The organism is Terrimonas sp., assembly GCF_003075435.1.
GTDB lineage: Bacteria > Bacteroidota > Bacteroidia > Chitinophagales > Chitinophagaceae > Agriterribacter.
Map to the genome: position 1 here is coordinate 127,842 of NZ_QCZJ01000006.1, position 24,424 is coordinate 152,265.

The window sequence follows — 24,424 nt, forward strand, 5'->3', positions numbered from 1 at the left end:
ATTTTCAACCGGTAACCAACAACCTGAAACTTGTAACCTGTAACAAACTTAAGCCTTACACCTTAAACCTTTTACTTTAAAATAACTCACATGCAAATTATAAACCCGGCAACAGAAGAAGTAATACAGGAAGTAGCAGAAGACACCCCTGAAACCATACAGGAGAAGTACCAGTTTTTAAAAGAAGGCCAGAAGCAATGGGCGGCGGTGCCGCTGGTTCAACGCATCAGCGCGATTGAAAAATTTTATGCTTTGCTTGATGAGCGTAAAGATGAGCTGGCAGAAACACTGACCAAAGAGGTTGGAAAACCCGTTCAGCAATCATACAATGAAATAAATGGTGCAAGAAAACGCATTGAATATTTTATAAAAAATTCTGCCAAATGGCTGGCGGAAGAATGGATAACCGAAGAAGATGCAACGCGGGAAAAAATTGTGTATGAGCCGCTAGGTATAATCGCTAATATTTCTGCATGGAATTATCCTTATCTCGTAGGGGTAAACGTTTTTATTCCGGCATTGATCGGCGGCAATGGCGTGCTGTATAAACCTTCTGAATATTCTACATTAACAGGACTGCATATACAACGTTTATTATACCTGTCAGGCATACCCGAAAATGTATTCAGTATTGTTATAGGCAAGGGCGCTGCCGGTCAGGCATTACTCGATCTTCCGCTGGATGGATATTTCTTTACCGGAAGCTACCGCACCGGTAAATACATAGCAGAACAAACTGCCGGAAAGCTGGTGCCTGTTCAGTTAGAGCTGGGTGGTAAAGATCCTTTATATGTGATGGATGATGTAGAAGATGTGAAAGCGGTTGCTGAAGCTGCTCTTGAAGGTGCGGTATATAATACAGGGCAGAGCTGTTGCGCGGTGGAGCGTATATACGTACAGGAGAAAATATACGATGCATTTGTTGATACTTTTGTTACAGAAGCAAAAAAATTAATTACAGGCAATCCGCTTAACAGGGAAACAAGTATAGGTCCGGTAAGCCGCAAAGAGCAACTTCCGTTTTTAAAAGAGCAGGTAGAAGATGCGCGGACCAGGGGCGGAAAAATTCTTTCAGGAGGCAATTCATTGCCGGGTAAAGGCTACTTTTTTGAGCCCACGGTAGTGGTAGATGCAAATCATAGTATGAAGCTGATGACGGAAGAATCATTTGGTCCGGTAATAGGTATACAAAAAGTAAAAGATGATAATGAAGCGGTTGAATTAATGAAGGATACGCCGTACGGATTAACTGCCGCTGTATATTCAAAAAGCCTTGAACGTGCTGAGAAAGTAATGAAGCAGATGGATACGGGTACCGTATACTGGAACTGTTGCGACAGGGTGAGTGCGGCGTTGCCGTGGTCTGGTCGTAAAAACTCCGGTCTGGGTGCCACATTATCTTATCATGGCATAAGAGCATTTGTGCAGCCGAAGGCATATCATTTGAGAGGGTAGTAATATGTCGCCCGAGGCGACAGGACAATTGTACAAGGCGAAGACGCCTCGTACAACGGTGGTTCCCGGCGAACCTGCCTGACGGCAGTCAGGGATACCGCGAACAGTAGTAAATTAGTTTTTAAAGCCTATTCTTTGCCGCTCATCCCATTTTGCGTTGAGCGGCTTTTTCATCCAGCAGGTTTTCAATGCTGTTATAAATCTGGCTGAGTTGTACATCGTGTTCGCTAATGCGCTCTTGTATTAAACGTAATTGTTCCTTTATATCAGTTTGCTGTAATAATATTTTTCTGATTTCTACAAATGCCCGCATAATGGCGATATTCATTTTGATCGCTCTGTCGCTATTCAGTACACCGCTTAACATGGCACACCCTGTTCTGTAAAGGCGAAGGGTAAGGCTGTTTTTGAGCGATGTCTTTGCGAACCGGTCAATTTGTGACCGGTTGTTTATAATAGATTGTATTTCAGTGTCTTGAGAATTTGTCGAGATCTTCAGTCCATTCCATTCTGTCCGGGTGAGCTGAAACATAAAGTCTTTTGGGAAACGTTTTATATTGCGCTTCACGGCCTGATTAAAATCTTTGTTTCTACTTCATATAATCCGGCAAGGTCATAGTCAGGTATTACACGCTCACCTCTTATTTCGTAAATCCTGTTTTGAATGGATTGAATAATCTGCATATAGTGTTTTTTAGGTTTTATGATAGCTAATATATTTAAAAGAATTATAGCTCCGCATGGTATGCCTGCTTTAAGTTTTAGGGAAAAACCTATTCATTCTATTCCGTACTTTTCTCCATCAATTCCCAGCCCGCCTTCTTTCTTCCTGCCCACCCATATCAATATTTTTTGCCTGCATTTTTTTACCTGAGCTGAATTGATAGGTAAAGGAAATCCTTATTGAGCGTGTTGGTCGTTTGCGGTAAAATGCAATACTGTAGTTTTTTTCTGCTGTCCATTCTTTTTCGCGGGAAGTGTTGAATATATCAGTAAAGCCTAAACGCAGTTTTGCTTTTGCTTTCAATATTTTTTTAGAAAAACCTATGTCCATATTAAAATTGCCATAAGTATATAAGTTAGTATAAATATATGGCGACCGGTAATCAGCCATAACATCAATATCTGTAATATTTGTAAACGTGAGTGTGTGTATCGAACTGGCGTAGAAAGAAGTCAGGCGGTAAGGCTTTTCATTAAAGCTGTATACAGAACGGTAAGCAGACAGGCTGGTGTTTATAGTCCAGGATTTTACAGGAAAGATAGTGCTGCTGTATTCAATGCCATACTCCTTTGTAGTTCCGGTATTTTCGGTGTGATAGTCAATAGAATTGTTAGCCCCTGTATTGGCAGATAAGGCAATAAAATTATTGGTGTGCACAAAATATGCTTCCAGCGAATGGTTTTTGATGAACTGGTATGCAAGCGAAAAATGATTGCTGTACTGTGGTTGTAAATTTGGATTTCCCGAAACAGAGGTATAGCTGCCAAATTCTATACGGGCGGGATTTAGTTCGTTCAAAGCCGGTCTTGTAAGACGTCGGGAATATGATGCAGTGATTGTTGTTCCTTTTTCTGCATTTAGTGATTGCATTAAAAATACCGATGGAAACAAACCAAGATATTTTCGTGAGAATGTAATAGATGAGCTTATTTCATTCCCTTTGCTAAAAGTTTGTTCGGCTCTTAATCCTGCATTAACAGTTGTGTTCCTCCATTTTTGTTCTGCAGATACGTAGAGCATCAGGATATTTTCGGCATACAGAAAATGATTGTTTTGGCCAGGGGTTAATGTCCATGAAGCATTTTCAAGATCTTCTGTCACCATTTTGTTATCCCTGGATATGGATGCATATTTTATTCCTGATTTTAAAAGCGTTTTTGGAGTAAATATTTTGGTGTAATCTGATTGTAGACTGAATATTCTTGTGTTAACCGGTATCTGTGCTCTCCATTGTCTTTGTTTATACTGATCCTCATTGATCTTGTTATATTCACTGTTATCATCCCTGGTGTTGTTCGAAAAGTCTGCAATAACTTTCAGTATAGTGCCCAATGTATCCGGCCTGTATGAATAATTCAGTGTAGCGCCTGTAAAATTAAGTATGCGTTGTTTGGCGGATGTTGCTTTTCCGTAAGACAATTGATATGCTTTATATATTTCATCACTAAAAAATTGCTGCCTCCAGTTTGTTTTAGAAAATGAAGATTGTAAACTGAGTGATTGCGATTTGCTGAGATCATATACAGCAGCAAAACGGTATTGCTGTCTTTGCACTTTTTCACCACGATGTGTGAAATTAGAAAATGAAGACAGGTGCGGATAAGTTATGGTAGTTTTTTCAGTAATGCTCCGGGTATCTCTTACAAAAGTGATACTGCCGGATATATAAAGCTTGTTAAGTTGATGATTGAGCATAGCGCCTGTGGTATAATAAGGCTTATCTGCCTGCTGCCGGTATTCTGTATTGAACGATCCTGTCCAGCCATTCTTGTTCCTTTTTTTTAGAATGATATGGATAATACCACCTGAGCCACCAGCTTCAAATTCTGATGGCGGATTGGGTATGAGCTCAATCCGGCTGATTTCATCTGATTTAAGAGCGCGTAGATAATCAACAAGTTCCTCTGTGTCTAAACGCTGAACAACGTCATTCACCATTATTGTAACAGACTGGTTTCCTTTTAAGCGTATATTGCCCATATTGTCAACCCACAGGCCGGGCAAACGCTGTAATACTTCACTGGCAGAAAAGCCATTGGCAAGTTCGCTGTTTTCGATGTTGATGATAGTACGATCACTTTTTCGCATCAATAACGGCTGTTTGCCGGTAACAGTTACCTCAGCTAATATAGTTTTGCTTTCTTCTAATACCAACTGATGGAGCACACTGGTATCAGGGTATATAAATGAAACTTCTTTTGAATAATAACCGATCAGGGAAAGCCGGAGTATATATGTTTGATGATGCACTAATGAAACATAAAAACGAAACAGGCCTTCTTTATCCGTGATGGTTGTTGCAATGGTAGTGTTTTCTTTTTGCAATACAACTGAAACCAGCGGAAGCGGTTCTTTATTTATTGATCCGGATACATGACCTCCTACCGTTTGGGCAAGTGCGATATTATTGATAACGAGAAGTGGAATAAGAATTCTCAGCGATAGCATCATTTTGCAAACATAACTAAATAATTAGTTTTTAAACTAATTATTTAGTTATGCCCTTTATAAAGCCAGCGCACCGTATGTGAATGCTGCCTATCTCCGGCAACCAGAATATATAATTCTTTAGAAGACCGCTTCATATTAAAATAAATAACGAATAATGCCTGCTGTGGAAATTATATTGGAGTAAGCGTGTAAGGATAGAGGAAGGCTGATAATCTTCTTATGTAACCGGCGATGGAGTTGGGTAATTGATTAGTATATACTACTAAACCTTTCTACTTCACCAGTAATCCCCTCGAAGTGCCGATAAAAATATTGTTATCTGTTACATCCACAGTATAAATATAACCCTTGTTTTCGCTGGTATTTACCTGCTGCCATTCGTTGTTTGTAAAATGGTACAGCGATGTTGGCCCCTGGGAAGAGTTGCTGTTATTTCTCGTTTGCCAAACGATTCCTTTTTGATCCCTGCCGATAATATATCCATCATAATCAGAAGGTAGCATTTTCCAGCTACTGCCATCGTATTTAACAATCTTTGGAGAGGTGAATGCGTAGGTGCTGAACCATATATTACCGGCATCATCGGCAACCGGGTTAGTAAGATAGTTGTCAGGTGAGAGACCGGGTATGCTGGTGATGGGCACAATGCTCCGGTTGCCGTTATCAATCTTCAAAACACCCTTGCCCGCATAATCCAAAGGTGCCCATACAATATTATTGGCATCCACGGTTATGCCATGTATAATATCAGTAGGCAGACCGGCAGTTGAACTGTTATATACCTCCAAACGGCTGCCATCCCAATAGCCAATACCTGTTGTGCCCCATATCCATATATGATTATTATTGTCGAAAACAAAATCGTTGACCGTCAAATCGCCTGTTTCCACAATGAGTGAATAATCATTAACATCATTGATCTTATAAATGCCTTTATAGTCAATTCCTTTTGCGTATAAATGATTATTCCTGTCTCTAACTGGCTTCCCAACGCGGGTTTTTTCATCTACTTTATAGCTATTGCCTGTTATTTTGGTAAGTTGATAATTAAGTGGAACAGAACTTACATAGCCAGGCACAGGGCAGGTATTACACACGGTTGAAGACAATAGCCACACTTCGTTACCGGCAGCGGTAATGCTCAGTATCTGCTTTTCATCGAGGTATTCAAGATACGATCCCGGCAGCTTTACCGCGCTTTGCTTTTTGCAGGAAGTAAATATGCCAATCAACAGCAGGATAATGTATATATTGGTTTTCATTGCAAGTGTTAAATCAATGGAGAAAAGTCAGATGGTAAACATAAGGCCCGCATGTCTTGTGTTTATCATCATACAAAATTCAACACATCATTTTACTGGTAGTGAGCGGTAGTAATCATTTTTCGTTGCATGCCAGGATAATTCTTCGATTGAAAAATTTTGTAAAACGTGGAATGTGAAGCATGGGGAGTGTTTTCATGTTTAACAGTAATATACTGAACAGATTTGATAGACATAAGATTCGTTTTTCGCAGTAGAAAAATCTCATCTTTTCCCTAAATTGTGCAGTTTGAAGCTGATAGCTGAAAGCCCATAGCCCACAGCTCACAGCCTGCCGCTAAAATCATCTACATGAATAATAACGATTACACTGCCGTTTGTTTTGGAGAAGTTTTATGGGATTTTTTGCCTGATGGCAGCAAACAACCCGGTGGCGCGCCAATGAATGCGGCATACCATCTCAACCAATTGGGCATACCCACGGCAATGATTAGCCGCATTGGCAACGACGAGCTCGGTAAGGAGTTATTTGACTATTTCACTTCTAAAAAAGTTTCAGGAGACTTTATACAAAAAGATAATGAGCACGAAACCAGCCGCGTGCTGGCAAAAGTAGATGGCAACCACGTTACTTATGATATTGTAAAGCCTGTAGCATGGGACTTTATAGAATATAATATGTCGCTTGAAAAACTGGTTTCAGGCGCTGCGTATTTCATTTTTGGCAGCCTGGGTGCCAGGGCTGAAGCTTCAAGGAGAACTTTGTTTGAACTGCTGGAAATTGCTCCTTTTAAAATATTGGATATAAATCTCCGGGCGCCTCATTACGAAAGGAAAACCCTTGATTACCTGCTTCAGCATGCTGATATATTAAAATTAAATAATGATGAACTGCAGTTGTTGGGTGATTGGTATGGTTTAAAGGGAAGTGAAAAAGAATTTATTGCCGCATTACAGGATAAGTTTCATTTGAATACGATCCTTACCACCCGCGGCGATAAAGGAGCCATTGTGCTGGAGGATGGCAAATTTTATGAGCATCCGGGTTATATAGTTAAAGTTGCTGACACCATTGGCAGCGGAGACTCTTTTCTGGCGGCTTTTCTTTCAAAGTATATTGAATGCGCTTCTCCGGATAATGCTGTATCCTTTGCCGCAGGTATGGGAGCTTTTATAGCCACAAAGCCGGGTGCCTGCCCACCTTACACTGTTCCTGAAGTTTTGGCAGCGATTGGGGGATTTAAGACCAACAACTGAAAAGTTATCAACAAGTTATTAATAAGCAGTTATTGAATAAAAAAACTTGTTCAGAACGCTATATTCTTTACCTTTGCACTCCTTAAATTGGGCCTGATACAATTTGACTTTTCAATTGAATTTATAAATGACTGATTTGCAATGTGTTTTGTTTTTTGGAGAACAAGGCATGTTGGCATTTTGTCATTAAACAATAAAAGCGCTTTTAAACTATGTCTTCAACAAAGGTTGCTACAAACAGCAGGATCGACTTCGGAAAGATCAAGCACCTGGCGGAAACGCCGGATTTATTGGAAATCCAGATCCAGTCTTTCAAGGAATTTTTCCAGTTGGAAACTACTCCTGACAAAAGAAATATTGAAGGTCTCTTTAAAGTGTTTAAAGAGAATTTCCCTATTACAGATACCCGCAACATATTTGTACTTGAATTTTTGGATTATTTTATTGATCCGCCCCGCTACAGTATTGAGGAGTGTATGGAGCGTGGATTAACATACGCTGTTCCATTAAAAGCCAAGCTTCGCTTAAGCTGTAATGATGAAGAGCACGTAGATTTCCAGACTATCGTTCAGGATGTGTTTTTGGGTAATATCCCTTACATGACGCCCCGCGGTACTTTCGTTATCAACGGCGCTGAGCGTGTGGTAGTATCCCAGTTGCATCGTTCTCCGGGCGTATTCTTCGGTCAGTCGCTCCACCCCAACGGAACTAAAATATACTCTGCAAGGGTTATTCCTTTCAAGGGTGCATGGATGGAGTTTGCCACAGACATCAATAACGTGATGTATGCTTACATTGACCGTAAGAAAAAATTCCCTGTAACTACCCTGTTGCGTTCTATTGGTTATGAAACGGATAAGGACATCCTGGAGTTATTCGGAATGGCTGATGAAGTAAAGACTGATAAAAAAACGCTTGAAAAATATATTGGTAAGAGATTGGCAGCCCGTGTATTAAGAACATGGGTGGAAGATTTTGTGGATGAAGATACCGGTGAGGTTGTATCAATTGAAAGAAATGAAGTGGTGTTGGAGCGTGATACCGTTCTTGATCAGGAAGCAGTTGACCTGATCGTTGATATGGACGTAAAGGGTGTATTTATCCAGAAAGAAGAAGTGAGCGGTGACTACGCTATTATATATAATACACTTAACAAGGATAGCGCTAACTCAGAACTGGAAGCGGTTCAGCATATCTATCGCCAGTTGCGTGGTGCTGATGCTCCTGATAATGAAACAGCCCGTGGTATTATCGACAAGTTGTTCTTCTCTGATAAACGTTATGATTTAGGAGAAGTAGGTCGTTATAAAATCAACCGCAAGCTGAACCTGAACCAGCCGCTTGATCAAAAAACATTAACCAAGCAGGATATTATTGAGATCATTAAATACCTCGTTCGCCTGACAAACGCGAAAGCGGAAATTGATGATATTGATCACCTGAGCAACCGCCGTGTACGTACAGTGGGTGAGCAGTTGTTTGCACAGTTTGGTGTTGGTTTAGCGCGTATGGCGCGTACCATCCGCGAAAGAATGAACGTACGTGATAACGAGGTGTTTACGCCGGTTGATTTGATCAATGCAAGAACATTGTCTTCTGTGATCAACTCTTTCTTTGGAACATCACAGTTGTCTCAGTTCCTTGACCAGACAAATCCATTGAGTGAAATCACGCACAAGCGTCGTATTTCCGCACTCGGACCCGGTGGTTTAAGCCGTGAGCGTGCAGGTTTCGAGGTTCGTGACGTACACTATTCTCACTATGGTCGTTTGTGTACTATTGAAACACCTGAAGGTCCAAACATCGGTTTGATCTCTACATTGTGCGTTCACGCCAAGATCAACGAAATGGGCTTTATTGAAACACCTTACAGGAAAGTGGATGATGGTAAGGTGGATATGAAAAAGCTATCTTACCTGAGCGCAGAGGAAGAAGATGAAGCGAAAATTGCACAGGCAAACGCGCCACTTGATGAAAAAGGTGCATTTGTGGAAGAGCAGGTAAGGTCACGTCAAACAGGCGATTTCCCTATATTAGAAAGAACAGAAGTAGAATATATGGACGTTGCGCCAAACCAGATTGTTGGTTTGAGTGCTTCGCTTATCCCCTTTCTTGAGCATGATGATGCCAACCGGGCGCTGATGGGATCAAACATGCAACGCCAGGCAGTTCCTTTGATCGTTCCACAAGCTCCGTTTGTAGGAACCGGACTTGAAGGAAAAGCAGCCCGTGATGCAAGAATCCAGATTCATGCTGATGGAAATGGTGTGGTAGAGTTTGTGGATGCAAACGAGATACATGTTCGTTACGAAAGAGATGAAGCGCAGAAGTTGGTAAGTTTTGAAGATGACTTAAAAATATACAGGCTTACCAAGTTCATGAAAACGAACCAGGAAACCTGTATCAATCTCCGCCCTGCTGTTAAAAAAGGTCAGCGCGTTAAAAACGGTGATTTCTTAACAGAAGGATATGCTACCAAAGATGGTGAACTGGCATTGGGTCGTAACCTTAAAGTGGCGTTCATGCCATGGAAAGGGTACAACTTTGAGGATGCGATCGTGATCAGTGAGAAAGTTGCCCGCGAAGATTTGTTTACTTCTATTCATATTTCTGAATATGAACTGGAAGTAAGAGATACTAAGTTGGGTGAAGAAGAATTAACACCTGATATTCCTAACGTATCTGAAGATGCTACCAAAGATCTTGATCAGAATGGTATTATCCGTATAGGTGCGCAGGTTAAAGAAGGTGATATCATCATCGGTAAGATCACTCCAAAAGGAGAAAGTGATCCTACTCCTGAAGAAAAATTATTACGTGCCATCTTTGGTGATAAAGCGGGTGATGCAAAAGATGCTTCTTTGAAAGCACCAAGCGGAACCGAAGGTGTGGTAATTGATAAAAAACTTTTCCAGCGTGCCAAGAAAGATAAGAACGCTAAGGTTCGTGAGAAAGCAGCGATAGATAAACTGGAAAAAGTGCATGAGCAGAATGAAAAAGATCTGCTGGATGTATTGATCAGCAAACTGCAGGTATTGTTGAAAGATAAATCATCTGCTGGTGTAACCAACAACTTTGGTGAAATGCAGATTGGTAAGAGTGCAAAATTCAATGCAAAGAATCTTGCTACTTTAGATTATCAAAACATCAATCCTTTGGGTTGGACAGGTGATGACCAGATAGACAACCAGATCAACATCCTGTTGCACAACTATAATATCAAATTCAACGAAGAGCTCGGAAGATATAAGAGAGAGAAATTCAATATTTCTATTGGTGATGAATTACCTGCAGGTGTATTGAAGCTCGCCAAAGTTTACCTTGCTGTAAAACGTAAGTTGAAAGTGGGTGATAAAATGGCGGGTCGTCACGGAAATAAAGGTATTGTGGCAAGAATTGTACGTGCAGAAGACATGCCTTTCCTTGAAGATGGAACACCTGTTGATATTGTGTTGAACCCGCTGGGGGTACCAAGCCGTATGAACCTGGGACAGATTTACGAAACTGTATTAGGCTGGGCTGCTGAAAAATTGGGTGTTAAGTTCGCTACACCAATTTTTGATGGTGCATCTACTGAAGAAATAGCTGATTATATTACTAAAGCAGGGTTGCCTTCATTCGGTCACACCTATTTGCATGATGGTGAAACCGGCGAGCGCTTTGACCAGAAAGCAACAGTTGGTATCATTTATATGATTAAGCTGCACCACATGGTTGATGACAAGATGCACGCACGTTCTATCGGGCCGTACAGTTTGATCACGCAACAGCCATTGGGTGGTAAAGCACAGTTTGGTGGTCAGCGTTTTGGTGAAATGGAAGTTTGGGCGCTGGAAGCGTATGGCGCGTCAAACATTCTGCAGGAGTTGTTAACGCTTAAATCAGATGATATCATTGGTCGTGCCAAGACTTATGAATCAATTGTTAAAGGCGATAATATTCCAAGGGCCGGATTACCGGAATCATTCAACGTATTGGTGCATGAGTTAAGAGGCTTGGGATTAGAGTTGAAGTTTGAATAAAGTAGTGAATGGTGAATAGTGAATGGGCAATATTCACCATTCACTATTGCCCATTGTCTATTCACATAATATCTGTTATAATAAATTAAGAAATTAATATGGCTATCAAAAAAGACAATCGTCCAAGGTCAAATTTTTCTAAGATCACTATCAGCCTGGCTTCTCCGGATGCTATTTTGGAGAGATCTTATGGTGAAGTTTTGAAGCCTGAAACCATCAACTATCGTACATACAAACCTGAAAGAGATGGTTTGTTTTGCGAGAGGATCTTTGGTCCGGTAAAAGATTATGAATGCGCCTGCGGTAAGTACAAACGTATCCGTTATAAGGGTATTGTTTGCGACCGTTGCGGTGTGGAAGTAACAGAAAAGAAAGTGCGTCGTGAGCGCATGGGACATATAAAACTGGTGGTGCCGGTTGTGCATATCTGGTATTTCAAAAGTCTTCCTAATAAAATTGGTTACCTGCTTGGTATAAGCTCCAAGAAAATGGAGACGATTGTATACTACGAAAGATACGTGGTGATACAGGCAGGCGTACGTGAAGATCGTAACCTGAAAATGGGCGACCTGCTTACTGAAGAAGAATACCTTGAAATACTGGAAAATCTTCCGAAAGATAACCAGTACCTGCCTGATGATGATCCGCAAAAGTTCATCGCTAAGATGGGTGCTGAAGCTATACAGGCAATGTTGGCAAGAATTGATCTTGACCAGTTGAGCTACGATTTAAGAAATGCTGCGGCAACTGAAACCTCACAGCAACGTAAGGCAGACGCTTTAAAACGTTTGAGTGTGGTGGAATCTTTCCGAGATGCTAATCACAGGATCGAAAACCGTCCTGAGTGGATGGTTATGCAATATATACCTGTAATTCCACCGGAATTACGTCCGCTGGTTCCATTGGATGGCGGTCGTTTCGCGTCTTCAGATCTGAACGATCTGTATCGTCGCGTAATTATCCGCAACAACCGTTTAAAACGTTTGCTGGAAATTAAAGCGCCTGAAGTGATCTTACGTAACGAAAAACGTATGCTGCAGGAAGCGATAGATTCACTCTTTGATAACTCACGTAAATCAAATGCGGTTAAAGCAGAAGGTGGACGTGCATTGAAATCACTGAGTGATGTGTTGAAAGGTAAACAGGGACGTTTCCGTCAGAACCTGTTGGGTAAACGTGTTGACTATTCCGGTCGTTCTGTAATTGTGGTTGGACCTGAGTTGAAATTGCACGAGTGCGGATTACCGAAAGATATGGCTGCGGAATTGTTTAAACCGTTTATCATCCGCAAGCTTATTGAAAGAGGTATTGTAAAAACAGTGAAGAGTGCAAGAAAGCTGGTTGACCGTAAAGAAGCTATTGTTTGGGATATTCTTGAAAATATATTGAAAGGACATCCTGTAATGTTAAACCGTGCCCCAACGCTGCACCGTTTGTCAATCCAGGCCTTCCAGCCAAGATTGGTAGAAGGTAAAGCGATTCAGCTGCACCCGCTCGTATGTTCTGCGTTCAACGCCGACTTTGATGGTGACCAGATGGCGGTTCACGTGCCATTGAGCAGCGCAGCTATTCTTGAAGCGCAGTTGCTCATGCTTTCTTCACACAATATTCTTAACCCGCAGAATGGTACGCCGATCACCCTTCCTTCACAGGACATGGTATTGGGCCTGTACTATATTTCTAAAGGAAAGAAAACAACTGAAACAGAGAAGATCAAGGGAGAAGGCAAAGCTTTCTATAATGCAGAGGAAGTGATCATTGCTTACAATGAAGGCAAGGTTGATTTACATGCGCATATAAAAGTTAAAGCCAATGTTCGTAAGGACAATGGCGAGTTGGTGAATAAACTAATTGAAACAACTGTAGGTCGTGTAATATTCAACCAGTTTGTTCCTGAAGAAGTGGGTTTTGTAAATGCACTGCTTACTAAAAAATCATTGAGAGAGATCATTGGTGATATTATTAAAATTACCAACGTTCCGAAAACCGCTAAGTTTTTGGACGATATCAAACAATTAGGTTTCCGCACAGCGTTCAGGGGTGGCTTATCATTTAATATTAATGACCTTGTTATTCCGCAAATGAAACAGGAGTTGGTTGAATCAGCTTCTGAAGAAGTGAAAGAAGTGTGGGAAAACTATAACATGGGTTTAATCACCAATAACGAGCGTTATAACCAGATCATTGATATATGGTCACGCGTTGACACCCGTGTAACTGAAACGCTGATCCGGGAAATGGCAACAGATAAACAAGGGTTTAACTCCGTTTATATGATGCTTGATTCCGGAGCCCGTGGTAGTAAGCAGCAGGTAAAACAGCTGGCTGGTATCAGGGGATTGATGGCTAAGCCTCGTAAGAGTGGTTCTACAGGTTCAGAAATTATCGAAAACCCGATCCTTTCTAATTTTAAAGATGGATTGAACGTATTGGAATACTTCATTTCTACACACGGTGCCCGTAAGGGTCTTGCAGATACTGCGTTGAAAACAGCGGATGCAGGTTACTTAACACGTCGTTTGGTTGACGTAGCACAGGATGTGGTAATTAACGATGAGGATTGCGGAACACTACGTGGTATTGCAATCAGTGCATTGAAAGATAATGAAGATATAGTTGAGCCTTTATACGATCGTATACTCGGACGTACATCTGTACATGATGTATACCATCCGCAAACAGATAAACTGATCATCGCTGCAGGCGAATTGATCACAGAAGATATTGCAAGAGAGATAGAAGAAAGCGGTATTGAAACAGTAGAGATACGTTCAGTATTGACCTGCGAAAGTAAACGTGGTGTTTGTGTAAAATGTTACGGGCTTAACCTTGCAACCGGTTATATAGCACAGAAAGGTGATGCTGTAGGTATTATCGCTGCACAGTCAATTGGTGAGCCTGGTACACAGTTAACACTGCGTACGTTCCACGTGGGTGGTGTTGCGGGTTCTGCAACTGTTGACTCCCAGTTAACCGCTAAGTTTGATGGTACTATTCAGTTTGACGGTTTACGTTCAGTAACTGCTGAAAACAACCAGGGAGAAAAAACACAGATCGTAATTGGTCGTACAGGTGAGGTAAGAATTATTGATGTAAAGAATGATCGCCTGCTGATCACAAACAATATTCCTTATGGTGCAACATTGCTTGTAAAAGACGGGCAAACCATCAGTAAAGGTGATGTGATCTGTACATGGGATCCGTTCAACAACGTAATCGTTTCTGAGCAGGCTGGTAGCATCAAATTTGAAAGTGTTATTGAAGGTTTTACTTATCGCGAAGAAGCGGATGAGCAAACAGGTCACCGTGAGAAAGTGGTAATTGAAACAAAAGATAAGACCAAGATACCAATGTTGTTGGTAGAAGGAAAAGAAATCAAAACATATAACTTACCTGTAGGCTCTCACATTGTGGTAGATGAAGCAGAAGAAGTACGCGCAGGTCAGGTGTTGGTGAAAATTCCCCGTGTGTTGGGTAAATTAAGAGATATCACGGGTGGTCTTCCACGTGTAACTGAATTGTTTGAAGCGCGTAACCCGGGTAACCCTGCTGTTGTTTCAGAAATTGATGGTGTAGTAACCTTTGGCGCTGTAAAACGCGGTAACCGTGAGATCATCATCGAAGCAAAAGACGGTGTAGTTAAGAAATACCTCGTGCCATTGACAAGACAAATTCTTGTGCAGGATGGTGACTTTGTAAGAGCCGGAACATCATTGTCTGACGGTCAAACTGCTCCTGCTGACATCCTCAATATTAAAGGACCTTATGCGGTACAGGAATATGTGGTGAATGAAATCCAGGAAGTATATCGTTTACAGGGTGTGCGCATCAATGATAAGCACATTGAAGTAATCGTAAGGCAGATGATGAAGAAGGTTGAAATTGTTGAACCGGGTGATACCAAATTCCTTGAAGAGGATCTGGAAGACAGGTTTGAATTTATTGAAGAGAATGACTGGATCTTTGATAAGAAAGTAGTAACAGATCCGGGTGAGTCAGCTAAACTTCGTGCAGGCCAGATTGTTAGTTTGCGTGAATTGCGTGAAGAAAATTCCATTCTTCGCCGTGCTGATAAAAAACTGGCTGAATACCGCGATGCAAATCCTGCTACCTCTAAACCGGTGTTGCTGGGTATCACAAAAGCATCATTAGGTACGCATAGCTGGATATCTGCTGCATCATTCCAGGAAACTACAAAAGTGTTGAGTTCTGCGGCTATACAGGGTAAAACAGATGATATGCTCGGTTTGAAAGAGAATGTTATCACCGGTCACCCGATACCTGCAGGTACTGGTTTGCGTGAGTTTGAGAATATTGTAGTGGGTAGTAAAGAAGAATACGAATTGCTTCAAACAACCCGTGAAGCAATGAGCTTTGATGATGAAGAATAGTTTGATTATATAAGTTTGAAGGAGTAGGAGTTTTATATTCCTGCTCCTTTTTTTTAAAAGCAAATACATGAAATATCTTTCCGTTGTTCTTAGTTCAGCCGCCCTTATTCTTGCCGGCATCGCTTTGTATAAAGTGAGTACCGGAAATACTGCTGCTAAAACCCCTGTGGTAAAATCTTCATCAGCTGAAGATTCTTTAAAAAGTGCTTCTTCGCTTAAGGTGGGCTACGTGGATCTTGATTCTATTGATGCCAAATTTGATTTTTACCGGTCGAAAACAGAAGCCTTTGAAAAAAAGAAGGAAGGATTAGACAGGCAGCTTAACAGCGCATATCAGCAACTTGACAACAGAAGGATTGATTTTTTAAAGAAAGGTAATGCCATTACGCAGGCAGAAGCGGAATCTTTCAGACGTGAGTATGATCAGCAATTGCAGGAACTGGAGAACAGAAGAAGAAAGATAGAGCAGGAAGTGCAGCAGGAAGCCATGATCATGCGTGATGATATCTTCAAAAAGATCAATGATTACCTGACAGGCTACAGCAAAGAACGTGGGTATAATTATATATTTTCTTATTCACGCAACGCTAATATTTTCCTTTACCAGGATGCGGCTTTTGATGTAACCAATGAAGTAATTATTGGTTTAAATGCGGCTTACCCCAAAACTGAAACAAAGAAATAAGTTTCAAAATATTTGAGGTAAAGTTTTTCAATCAAAAATTCCTTCTTTACTTTATTGCTTTAATCAACAGGCATGAAGGATATACACGCATTATTTAAATCATTTGATGATATCAAGGTTGGTATTATTGGAGATGTAATGCTGGATTCATACATGTGGGGAAGGGTAGACAGGATATCTCCGGAAGCTCCTGTTCCTGTTGTTGCCATCAATAAAAAAGAATTACGAATTGGTGGCGCCGGAAATGTTGCACTGAATATTTGTGCGCTTGGCGCCAAAGCATCTATCATTGCTGTTGCCGGTAATGACGATGATGGCATGGCATTGAAAAAAATGTTTGATGAAAATGCCATTGACACTTCTTTCCTTTTGCAAAGCTCAAAACGTATCACTACAAATAAAATACGTGTTATAGCCCGTAACCAGCAGATGATGCGGCTTGATAATGAACTTACCACAGACCTGGGATATGAAGATGAAAACAGGCTGATATTGGCTGTTCAGCATTATATAGCGCAGGAAAAACCACAGGTTATAATACTGGAGGATTATAATAAAGGAGTACTGACTGAATTGGTAATTCAAAAAGTAATTGACCTATGCCGCCATAATAATATTATTGTTGCGGTTGATCCAAAGCGAAAGAACTTTTTTAATTACAGGAATGTAGATATTTTCAAACCAAATTTTAAAGAGGCGGTAGAGGGATTAAACCTGATATCTACAGAAATAAATGAAGGTTTGCTGAAAGAAATCCATCAACAGCTTCACGAAAAACTACAACATGATATTTCTTTCATCACGCTTTCCGAAAAAGGTGTGTTTTATCAGCAATATACAAATGCTGCTATTATCCCCTCGCATATACGCAATGTTGCTGATGTAAGTGGTGCGGGAGATACTGTTATTGCTGTTGCTTCACTGGTATATGCCGCTACAAAGGATGTAAAATTAATGGCCGAAATTGCCAATATTGCGGGAGGGCTTGTTTGTGAAGAAGTCGGAACTGCAGCTATAGATAAAGGAAAATTATTAAAGGAGTGCGGTGCGCTTCTTGTATCGTGATCCACAAAACAGTATCAATCAGTATATCAATATACCAGAGCCCTATTGTAGGGCTCTTTTAATTTTTATATATCGCTAAAATATTTGTAGGCGAAAAAATAAAGTTGATATAGAAAGATAAATGAGTAAGCCATAATAACAATATCCTAACAGCCTTACTGAATATTATTGCTTCGTAAAATTGAATTAATATGAAGCAGGCGCTAAAACTTACTGCAATTATCGCATTGATTTTTTTTTCTTTTCAAACCCTTCAGGCACAAAACTGGCAATACGGTGTAAAAGTAGATCTTAATTATGCTACAGTACAAGGCAATGGCTTAAAAAATAAATTGACGCTTGGATATGGCGGAGGAATTTGGGCTAATTATGCCATTACAAAAAAAATCAGATTTCAACCTGAATTATCGTTGGCGCAATACAATTATACAAAGAGTGGTGATTTTGATAAATATTATAAGAATGATGTAGGGAGGGTAGGAGCGAATGAAAAGATAAGACTGGCAAATATAAATATGCCGCTTTTACTACGTTATGATATAATTCCCTGGGTTAGTGTGTTAGCAGGTCCGCAAATAGGAGTTGCGGTTTTTAAAGATGAGAATTTAAGAAAAGACGGGGTAAGCGGTTTTAAAAGCACAGATATTGGAATCGTAGGCGGCGTACAGGCAAATCTTGGAAGTGTAGGGATTTTCGGCAGATTTACGCAGGGGCTTTCCGACATTAACAATGTGAGCACGAAGTATAAATGGAACTCGCAGCGTGTTGAATTTGGATTGTTATTAAGGGTTAAATAGTTGTTTGCTATTTCTTCCATTTTCTCAATTGCTGCAACAATGCTCTCATGTCTTTTGGCTGAGGGGCTTCAAGTATATATTCTTTTTTTTGTTCGTCAGTAAACTCCAGTTTTTCGGCGTGAAGCGCTAAACGATTGAAAAGAGGACGCTCTTCTTCTTCATATTTGGAGAGATTGAATTTCTTTTTGATAGATGAGAGCAGCACAGGATCAGCAGTGCCGTAAATAACATCGCATACAATTGGATGTCCGATATGTTTCATATGCACACGTATCTGGTGTGTTCTGCCGGTATGTATGCGAAATTGCAGTAAGGAATAGTTTCCAAAGGTTTCGAGTACTTTATAGTCTGTAAACGCAGGTTTGCCTTTTTTATTGGTAACCATTACTCCCTTTTTGCCGGGGTGTTCCATTATGCCTGCGTCTATTGAACCGCTCGTATGTGAAGGAATACCATGTACAAGGCCTGTATAATATTTCTTTGTTTCACGATTTTCAAAAAGCCCGGAAAGGTATTTATGTGTCTGTTCATCTTTTGCAAAAACAATTATACCACTGGTGTCTTTATCAAGCCGGTGTACGGTGAATATATCTCCGTACTTTTCTTTTAAAATAGTTTTTAAAGAAATTTCTTTTCCTTCCCTGTCGGGAATGGATAGTAATCCGGAGGGCTTATTAACTGCTACAAAGTGATCATTATCAAAAATTACTTCAGGCTTTAATTTATTCACAATCACTGGTGCTGAGATTTCTTGTTGGAAAATGAAGTGTTCAAATGTTTTAGCAATCTTATTTCTTTTTCAGTAAGAAAGCGCCACTTACCACGGTCCACATTTTTCTTGGTAAATATGCCATACATAACCCTGTCAAGATTCTTTACATCAAAGCCAAGGTGTTCAAAAATGCGTCTCACGATCCTGTTTTTACCACTATGTATTTCAATGCCAATAACACTTCTGTCTTTTGTATCTGCATAAGCTACGCTGTCGGGCTGAATAAATCCATCTTCAAGCGTTATGCCGCTGGCAATAGTATCTAACTGCTGTTTGGTAACAGGCTTGTCTAACCGAACTTCATATATCTTTTTCACTTCGTACTTAGGATGCGTTAAACGTTGCGCAACTTCGCCGTCATTTGTTAGGAGTAATACACCGGTAGTGTTTCTATCTAATCGACCAACAGGAAAAACTCTTTCTGTTGTGGCGCCTTTCACAAGGTCCATTACTGTTTTTCTTCCTTCGGGGTCATCTGTTGTGGTAATATAATCTTTAGGTTTGTTCAGCAATATATACACCAGGTTTTTTTGCAATGAAATTTTTTTGCCATTTACTTTGATAGTATCTGCCTGGCTGACCCTGAAAGGCGGTTCCGTAACTAACTTTCCATTCACGGTTACTTTTCCTGCCTTTACTATATCTGCCGCTTCTCTTCTTGCACAAACTCCGCTCCATGCGATAAATTTGTTGAGCGGCATTTCATCATTGGAGATTTTAGATTTCTGACCTTGCCTGCCGGCAGGCAGGTTTGAGATTTGAGATTTGGAAGCTGCCTCAGTTGTTGCTCTTTGATTTTTAAAAGCCGGACTTTTATCATTGGCTTTTAACTGTTTTTCCACTTGTTTTTGCTTTCCGGCTCCCGGCCGTTGATCGCTGGCTCCTGATTGATGTTTACCTTTTGCTGATGGCTGACCGCTGACCGCTGGCTGCTGATAGCTGATAGCTGACTGCTGTTTCCTCCGCTCTTTTGCCAATCTTTTCTGTGCTTCAAAATAAGCGTTCTTTTCAGCCCTTACCTGTTTTTTTTCCTGGCGGATGCGTTCTTTTTTCTTAGCGCCGCTTTCGGCTTTATTAATGAATTTATCAAATGCTTTTTTGCTCATAGATAATTTGCTGTTTTACAACAGTAGTATTAAAGTAAAAGATTTATTGAAAGTTGTCTTTATTCGCTAACTGCCCGCAGGCGGCATCAATATCTTTACCCCTGCTTCTCCTCAACCGTGCATTCACTTTATTTTTCTCCAGGTATTGCATGAAGTTTTCTGTAACAGCTTCATCTGGTTTTGAAAATGTGGCAAGGTCTATAGGGTTGTACTCAATAATATTCACGAGGTCCGCAGGAACCTGCCTGTATATTTTTACCAACTCATCAGCATCCTGCAACGAATCATTAAAGTCTTTAAAGAGAATATATTCAAATGTTATTTCGTTGCCAGTTTGCCTGTAAAAATAATTGAGTGCTTCTATCAGCGATTTAATATTGTTGGTATCGTTGATAGGCATAATCTCATGGCGTTTTTTATCATTAGCAGCATGCAGCGACAGAGCCAGTTTGAACTTCACCTGGTCATCTCCCAGTTGCCTGATCATTTTTGCTACTCCGGCAGTGGATACGGTTATTCTTCTCGGGCTCATCCCTAATCCATCAGGAGATGATATACGCTCTATTGCTTTCAATACATTTTTATAATTAAGCAATGGTTCACCCATACCCATAAAAACAATATTGCTTAATTTCTTCTGGTATATGTTTTCTGCCTGCTGATTAATGAACACCACTTCATCATATATCTCATCGTAATTGAGGTTACGTTTTCTATCCATATATCCGGTGGCGCAAAACTTGCAACTCAGGCTGCATCCAATTTGTGAAGAAACACAGGCTGTTTGACGGGATTCTGTTGGTATCAATACACCTTCCACTAAATGTCCGTCAATTGTTCTGAAGCGGCTTTTAACCGTGCCATCTGCCGAATATTGTGAAGCATCAAGAGATAGTGCAGGCAAGTCAAAATTTTCGGAGAGTTTCTGTCTGAGCTCTTTGCTAAGATTGGTCATGGCGTCAAAAGCATGTGCATGTTTTTGCCAGATCCATTCGTACACTTGTTTGGCTCTGAACCTCTTATCTCCATTTTTTTCAAAATATTCCTGCAGTTCCTCCAAACTCAAATGACGGATATTTTGCTTTTTTGCCGCTTGCATATCTGCAAAGATATGCAAAGGCTTTCCTGGTAAGAAATCTTATGTAATAAATGGAATGCTGTTTTTGGCATTTTTAAAGTCGCCAGAGGCGACACCAGATTGGTGCGTGGCGAAGACGCCACGCACAGCCTCAACGCAACATCAAACAACATTAGGTGTGGCAGCCCCTATTGTCATATCTTCCTTTCTATGCTTAACCACAAAGCACGCTGTAACAATAGCCGATACAATAAAGTAGGCGATCATTACCTGGGCAATATCCTGAAAGAGCTTGCTTGCTCCAAACCAATCCTGCTGTTTGTAAATAATGCCGATGGCATATATGTCTTTTATAAGCTCCCAAACAATTGCAGAAGCGTTTCTGTCTGCCAGATCGGTAAAGGCATATACATGCAGGAAAACAAAAAGTCCGTATAAAAACATGCCAGGGCTGCCAATGTAGGAAATATTGGCAAACAGATACGAAACAAAGAGAAGTAAAGCGATTAACTGTACCCAGTTCCAAGCCATTAACGCTTTTGAATTGGCCGGATTATATTTTGTAAAATGATACACATCTTCAATTTTATACACGGGATATTTTTCTTCCACATCGTTTGGCCGCCAGCCGGTAGGCATGAGCCATATGCGCAATTTATCTTTCCAGCTCTTTGTTCTCCATGCATCTTTGATTAATAGCCATAGGTGTTGAAAATTTATTTTAATGGGGTTCCAGGTCTGAGCGGGTCTTGTAATACCATATACGGGTTTCACCTCTTTTAGTTCTTCCTGATAAGTACCAAACCATTTATCCCACCAGATAAATATCTGGCTGTAATTTTTATCAAGGTATTCTTTATTGATGGCGTGATGTACCCGGTGATGTGATGGTGTAACAATTATTTTTTCAAGAAAGCCCATTTTGTTGATATGCTGCGTATGATACCAGAATTGCGCAAACAAATGCAAAGGCGCAACTATGGCAATTACCTTTTCGGGCACTCCGAGTATGGCTGCAGGCAATAGAAAAACGACGAATAATTTTACAAAGCCTGCTACACTTTGTCTTAAAGCACAGGCAAGATTAAACTCTTCACTGCTATGGTGAATGATATGATTGTTCCAAAAGAAGTTGTATTCATGCTGTATGCGGTGTATCCAATAGCCGGAAAAATCGAGTGCGAGGAAAGCGATCACATAAGTAAGCCATATATTGTTAACCTGTATAATGGCTACCTGTTTTACCAGCCAGCCGTAAGAAATAATAGCAAGGCTTAATCCCAATACATCTTTTGTAACGTTGGTAACACCGCTGCTCAGGCTGCTGATCATATCCATATTACGGACTGTATCTTCCCCTTTTTTCCACCCCCACCATTTTTCAAACAATACAAGCGCCAGGAAAACGGGCATGGCAACCAATAGTATTTTACCGTATGTTTCCATATTGAGGGTTGTTACATATTTCTCCTGTATTGTCCGCCGGCTTCATATAATGCATGTGTTATTTGCCCAAGGCTGCAATACTTAACGGTTTCCATCAGCTCCATAAATATATTTCCTTTATTGGCAGCAACCTCTTTAAGCCTGCTCAGTTTTTTTGCTGCAATTGCCTCGTTTCGTTTATGGAAGGCTATTATATTGTTTACCTGTTCTTCTTTTTCTTCAATAGTGCTCCTGATCACTTCCCCTGGAATAATAGTAGGGCTACCACTTTTTGCCAGGAATGTATTTACGCCAACCACAGGCAACTCACCGCTATGTTTAAGGCTTTCGTAATGCAGGCTCTCTTCCTGTATTTTATTACGCTGGTACATCCTTTCCATTGCACCTAATACTCCGCCCCTGTCATTCAATCGGTCAAATTCCATCAGTACCGCTTCTTCAACCAGGTCAGTCAATGCTTCTATGGCAAAACTTCCCTGTATAAAATTTTCTGTTTTGGCGGTGCCTAATTCGCGGTTGATGATCAATTGTATTGCCATTGCACGCCTTACACTTTCTTCGGTAGGCGTGGTAATAGCTTCATCATATGCGTTGGTATGAAGCGAATTGCAATTATCATATATGGCATACAATGCCTGTAATGTTGTTCTGATGTCATTGAAATCAATTTCCTGTGCATGCAGGCTGCGGCCGCTGGTTTGAATATGGTATTTGAGCTTTTGTGATCTTTCATTGCCCTTGTATTTATGCTTGATGGCCTTCGCCCATATTCTTCTCGCTACCCTGCCAATCACCGCGTATTCAGGGTCCATTCCATTGCTAAAAAAGAAAGAAAAATTTGGGGCAAAATCATCAATATGCATGCCGCGGCTTAAATAATATTCCACATAAGTAAAGCCATTGGCTAATGTAAACGCAAGCTGCGTAATAGGATTGGCGCCGGCCTCGGCTATATGATAGCCGCTGATACTTACACTGTAAAAATTGCGGATATTATTGTTAATAAAATATTCCTGCACATCTCCCATTAATTTTAAAGCAAACTCCGTCGAAAAAATGCAGGTGTTCTGTGCCTGGTCTTCTTTTAATATATCTGCCTGAACGGTACCTCGCACCTGCTGTAAAACATTTGCTTTAATGGTTGTATAGATGTCAGGAGGTAAAACTTCATCGCCACTTAATCCTAACAAGCGTAACCCTAATCCATTATTACCGGCAGGTAATGCCCCATTGTATATCGGTGCAGGTTGTTGTGTATATTTTTGAGCTTTTATATTGTCCACTTTTTCCCATAGCGATTGATCGTTTTCAGCTATCCATTTTTCACATTGCTGATCAATAGCTGCATTTAAGAAGAATGCGAGAATAATGGGAGCTGGGCCATTAATGGTCATGCTTACAGATGTGGCAGGATCGCAAAGATTAAAACCACAGTATAATTTTTTTGCATCATCAACAGTGGCGATACTTACGCCTGCATTACCAATCTTTCCATATATGTCCGGCCGGCGATCCGGATCCTCACCATATAATGTTACACTGTCAAACGCAGTAGAAAGTCTTTTAGCAGGTTGATCTGCAGATACATAATGAAAGCGTTTGTTGGTTCTTTCAGGGCTGCCTTCCCCCGCAAACATCCTCGTAGGGTCCTCATTTTGCCGTTTCATTTCAAATACACCGGCCGTGTACGGAAACGAGCCCGGTATATTTTCCTGTAGCTGCCATTTTACGATATCGCCCCAGTCTTTATATTGGGGTAAAAGCACTTTGGGGATTTTTGTGCCGCTTAATGAAATGCCTGTAAGTTCCTGCCTTACTGTTTTGCCTCTCACACTATATTCAAAAGATTGAGCTGCATATTTTTCCTGCAATGCTTTCCATTGCTGCAATAAATGCAGAATATCCGGATGCAA

The 24,424-nt window shown here is 40.6% G+C and carries 14 protein-coding genes and 2 pseudogenes; 7 read left to right on the forward strand and 9 right to left on the reverse strand.

Annotation, left to right across the window (positions count from 1 at the left end):
- Positions 1-90 precede the first annotated feature (90 nt).
- Positions 91-1,455, forward strand: coding sequence for an aldehyde dehydrogenase family protein (locus tag DC498_RS08875; RefSeq protein ID WP_116873792.1), 1,365 nt, complete (start codon positions 91-93; stop codon positions 1,453-1,455).
- A gap of 142 nt (positions 1,456-1,597) precedes the next feature.
- On the opposite strand, the pseudogene DC498_RS08880 reads toward DC498_RS08875, so the two are convergent.
- The 4 genes and pseudogenes from DC498_RS08880 to DC498_RS26150 all read right to left on the reverse strand — a co-directional run bounded on the left by DC498_RS08880 (position 1,598) and on the right by DC498_RS26150 (position 6,128).
- A pseudogene (locus DC498_RS08880) lies at positions 1,598-2,139 on the reverse strand (ORF6N domain-containing protein).
- Positions 2,140-2,257: 118 nt separating this feature from the next.
- Complete coding sequence (locus tag DC498_RS08885; protein WP_116873793.1) at positions 2,258-4,630, reverse strand: outer membrane beta-barrel family protein; 2,373 nt, start codon at positions 4,628-4,630, stop codon at positions 2,258-2,260.
- Positions 4,631-4,902: 272 nt separating this feature from the next.
- Entirely contained in the window at positions 4,903-5,892 is a 990-nt protein-coding gene (locus DC498_RS08890; protein ID WP_116873794.1) for a hypothetical protein, read from the reverse strand.
- Positions 5,893-5,984: 92 nt separating this feature from the next.
- Positions 5,985-6,128 (reverse strand): hypothetical protein, encoded by a 144-nt coding sequence (locus tag DC498_RS26150; RefSeq protein WP_165813800.1) that lies wholly within the window; start codon positions 6,126-6,128, stop codon positions 5,985-5,987.
- 115 nt (positions 6,129-6,243) lie between these two features.
- Here DC498_RS26150 and DC498_RS08895 point away from each other — a divergent pair, with 115 nt between their 5' ends.
- From DC498_RS08895 to DC498_RS08920, 6 genes are all read left to right on the forward strand, one after another.
- Positions 6,244-7,149 (forward strand): carbohydrate kinase family protein, encoded by a 906-nt coding sequence (locus DC498_RS08895; protein ID WP_116873795.1) that lies wholly within the window; start codon positions 6,244-6,246, stop codon positions 7,147-7,149.
- 212 nt (positions 7,150-7,361) lie between these two features.
- Positions 7,362-11,171 (forward strand): DNA-directed RNA polymerase subunit beta, encoded by a 3,810-nt coding sequence (gene rpoB, locus DC498_RS08900; protein ID WP_116873796.1) that lies wholly within the window; start codon positions 7,362-7,364, stop codon positions 11,169-11,171.
- Between the two features lie 98 nt (positions 11,172-11,269).
- The gene (rpoC, locus tag DC498_RS08905; RefSeq protein ID WP_116873797.1) at positions 11,270-15,562 is read left to right on the forward strand and encodes a DNA-directed RNA polymerase subunit beta'; all 4,293 of its coding nucleotides are present in this window, start codon (positions 11,270-11,272) and stop codon (positions 15,560-15,562) included.
- Between the two features lie 67 nt (positions 15,563-15,629).
- On the forward strand, positions 15,630-16,247 hold the full coding sequence (locus DC498_RS08910; RefSeq protein ID WP_116873798.1) for an OmpH family outer membrane protein: 618 nt from the start codon (positions 15,630-15,632) through the stop codon (positions 16,245-16,247).
- 72 nt (positions 16,248-16,319) lie between these two features.
- A complete protein-coding gene (locus tag DC498_RS08915) occupies positions 16,320-17,312 on the forward strand; it encodes a bifunctional heptose 7-phosphate kinase/heptose 1-phosphate adenyltransferase (protein ID WP_116873799.1) in 993 nt (330 codons plus the stop codon).
- Between the two features lie 191 nt (positions 17,313-17,503).
- Positions 17,504-18,109, forward strand: coding sequence for a porin family protein (locus tag DC498_RS08920; RefSeq protein ID WP_116873800.1), 606 nt, complete (start codon positions 17,504-17,506; stop codon positions 18,107-18,109).
- Positions 18,110-18,116: 7 nt separating this feature from the next.
- Here DC498_RS08920 and DC498_RS08925 read toward each other — a convergent pair whose 3' ends face one another.
- From DC498_RS08925 to DC498_RS08945, 5 genes and pseudogenes are all read right to left on the reverse strand, one after another.
- A complete protein-coding gene (locus DC498_RS08925; RefSeq protein WP_240627937.1) occupies positions 18,117-18,839 on the reverse strand; it encodes an RluA family pseudouridine synthase in 723 nt (240 codons plus the stop codon).
- A gap of 2 nt (positions 18,840-18,841) precedes the next feature.
- Entirely contained in the window at positions 18,842-19,987 is a 1,146-nt protein-coding gene (locus DC498_RS08930) for a pseudouridine synthase (RefSeq protein WP_116873802.1), read from the reverse strand.
- Positions 19,988-20,030: 43 nt separating this feature from the next.
- The gene (gene rlmN / locus DC498_RS08935) at positions 20,031-21,086 is read right to left on the reverse strand and encodes a 23S rRNA (adenine(2503)-C(2))-methyltransferase RlmN (protein ID WP_116873803.1); all 1,056 of its coding nucleotides are present in this window, start codon (positions 21,084-21,086) and stop codon (positions 20,031-20,033) included.
- A 141-nt stretch (positions 21,087-21,227) separates the two neighbouring features.
- Positions 21,228-22,511, reverse strand: coding sequence for a sterol desaturase family protein (locus DC498_RS08940; protein ID WP_116873804.1), 1,284 nt, complete (start codon positions 22,509-22,511; stop codon positions 21,228-21,230).
- 11 nt (positions 22,512-22,522) lie between these two features.
- A pseudogene (locus DC498_RS08945) lies at positions 22,523-24,373 on the reverse strand (methylmalonyl-CoA mutase family protein); the annotation flags it as partial.
- Positions 24,374-24,424 lie beyond the last annotated feature (51 nt).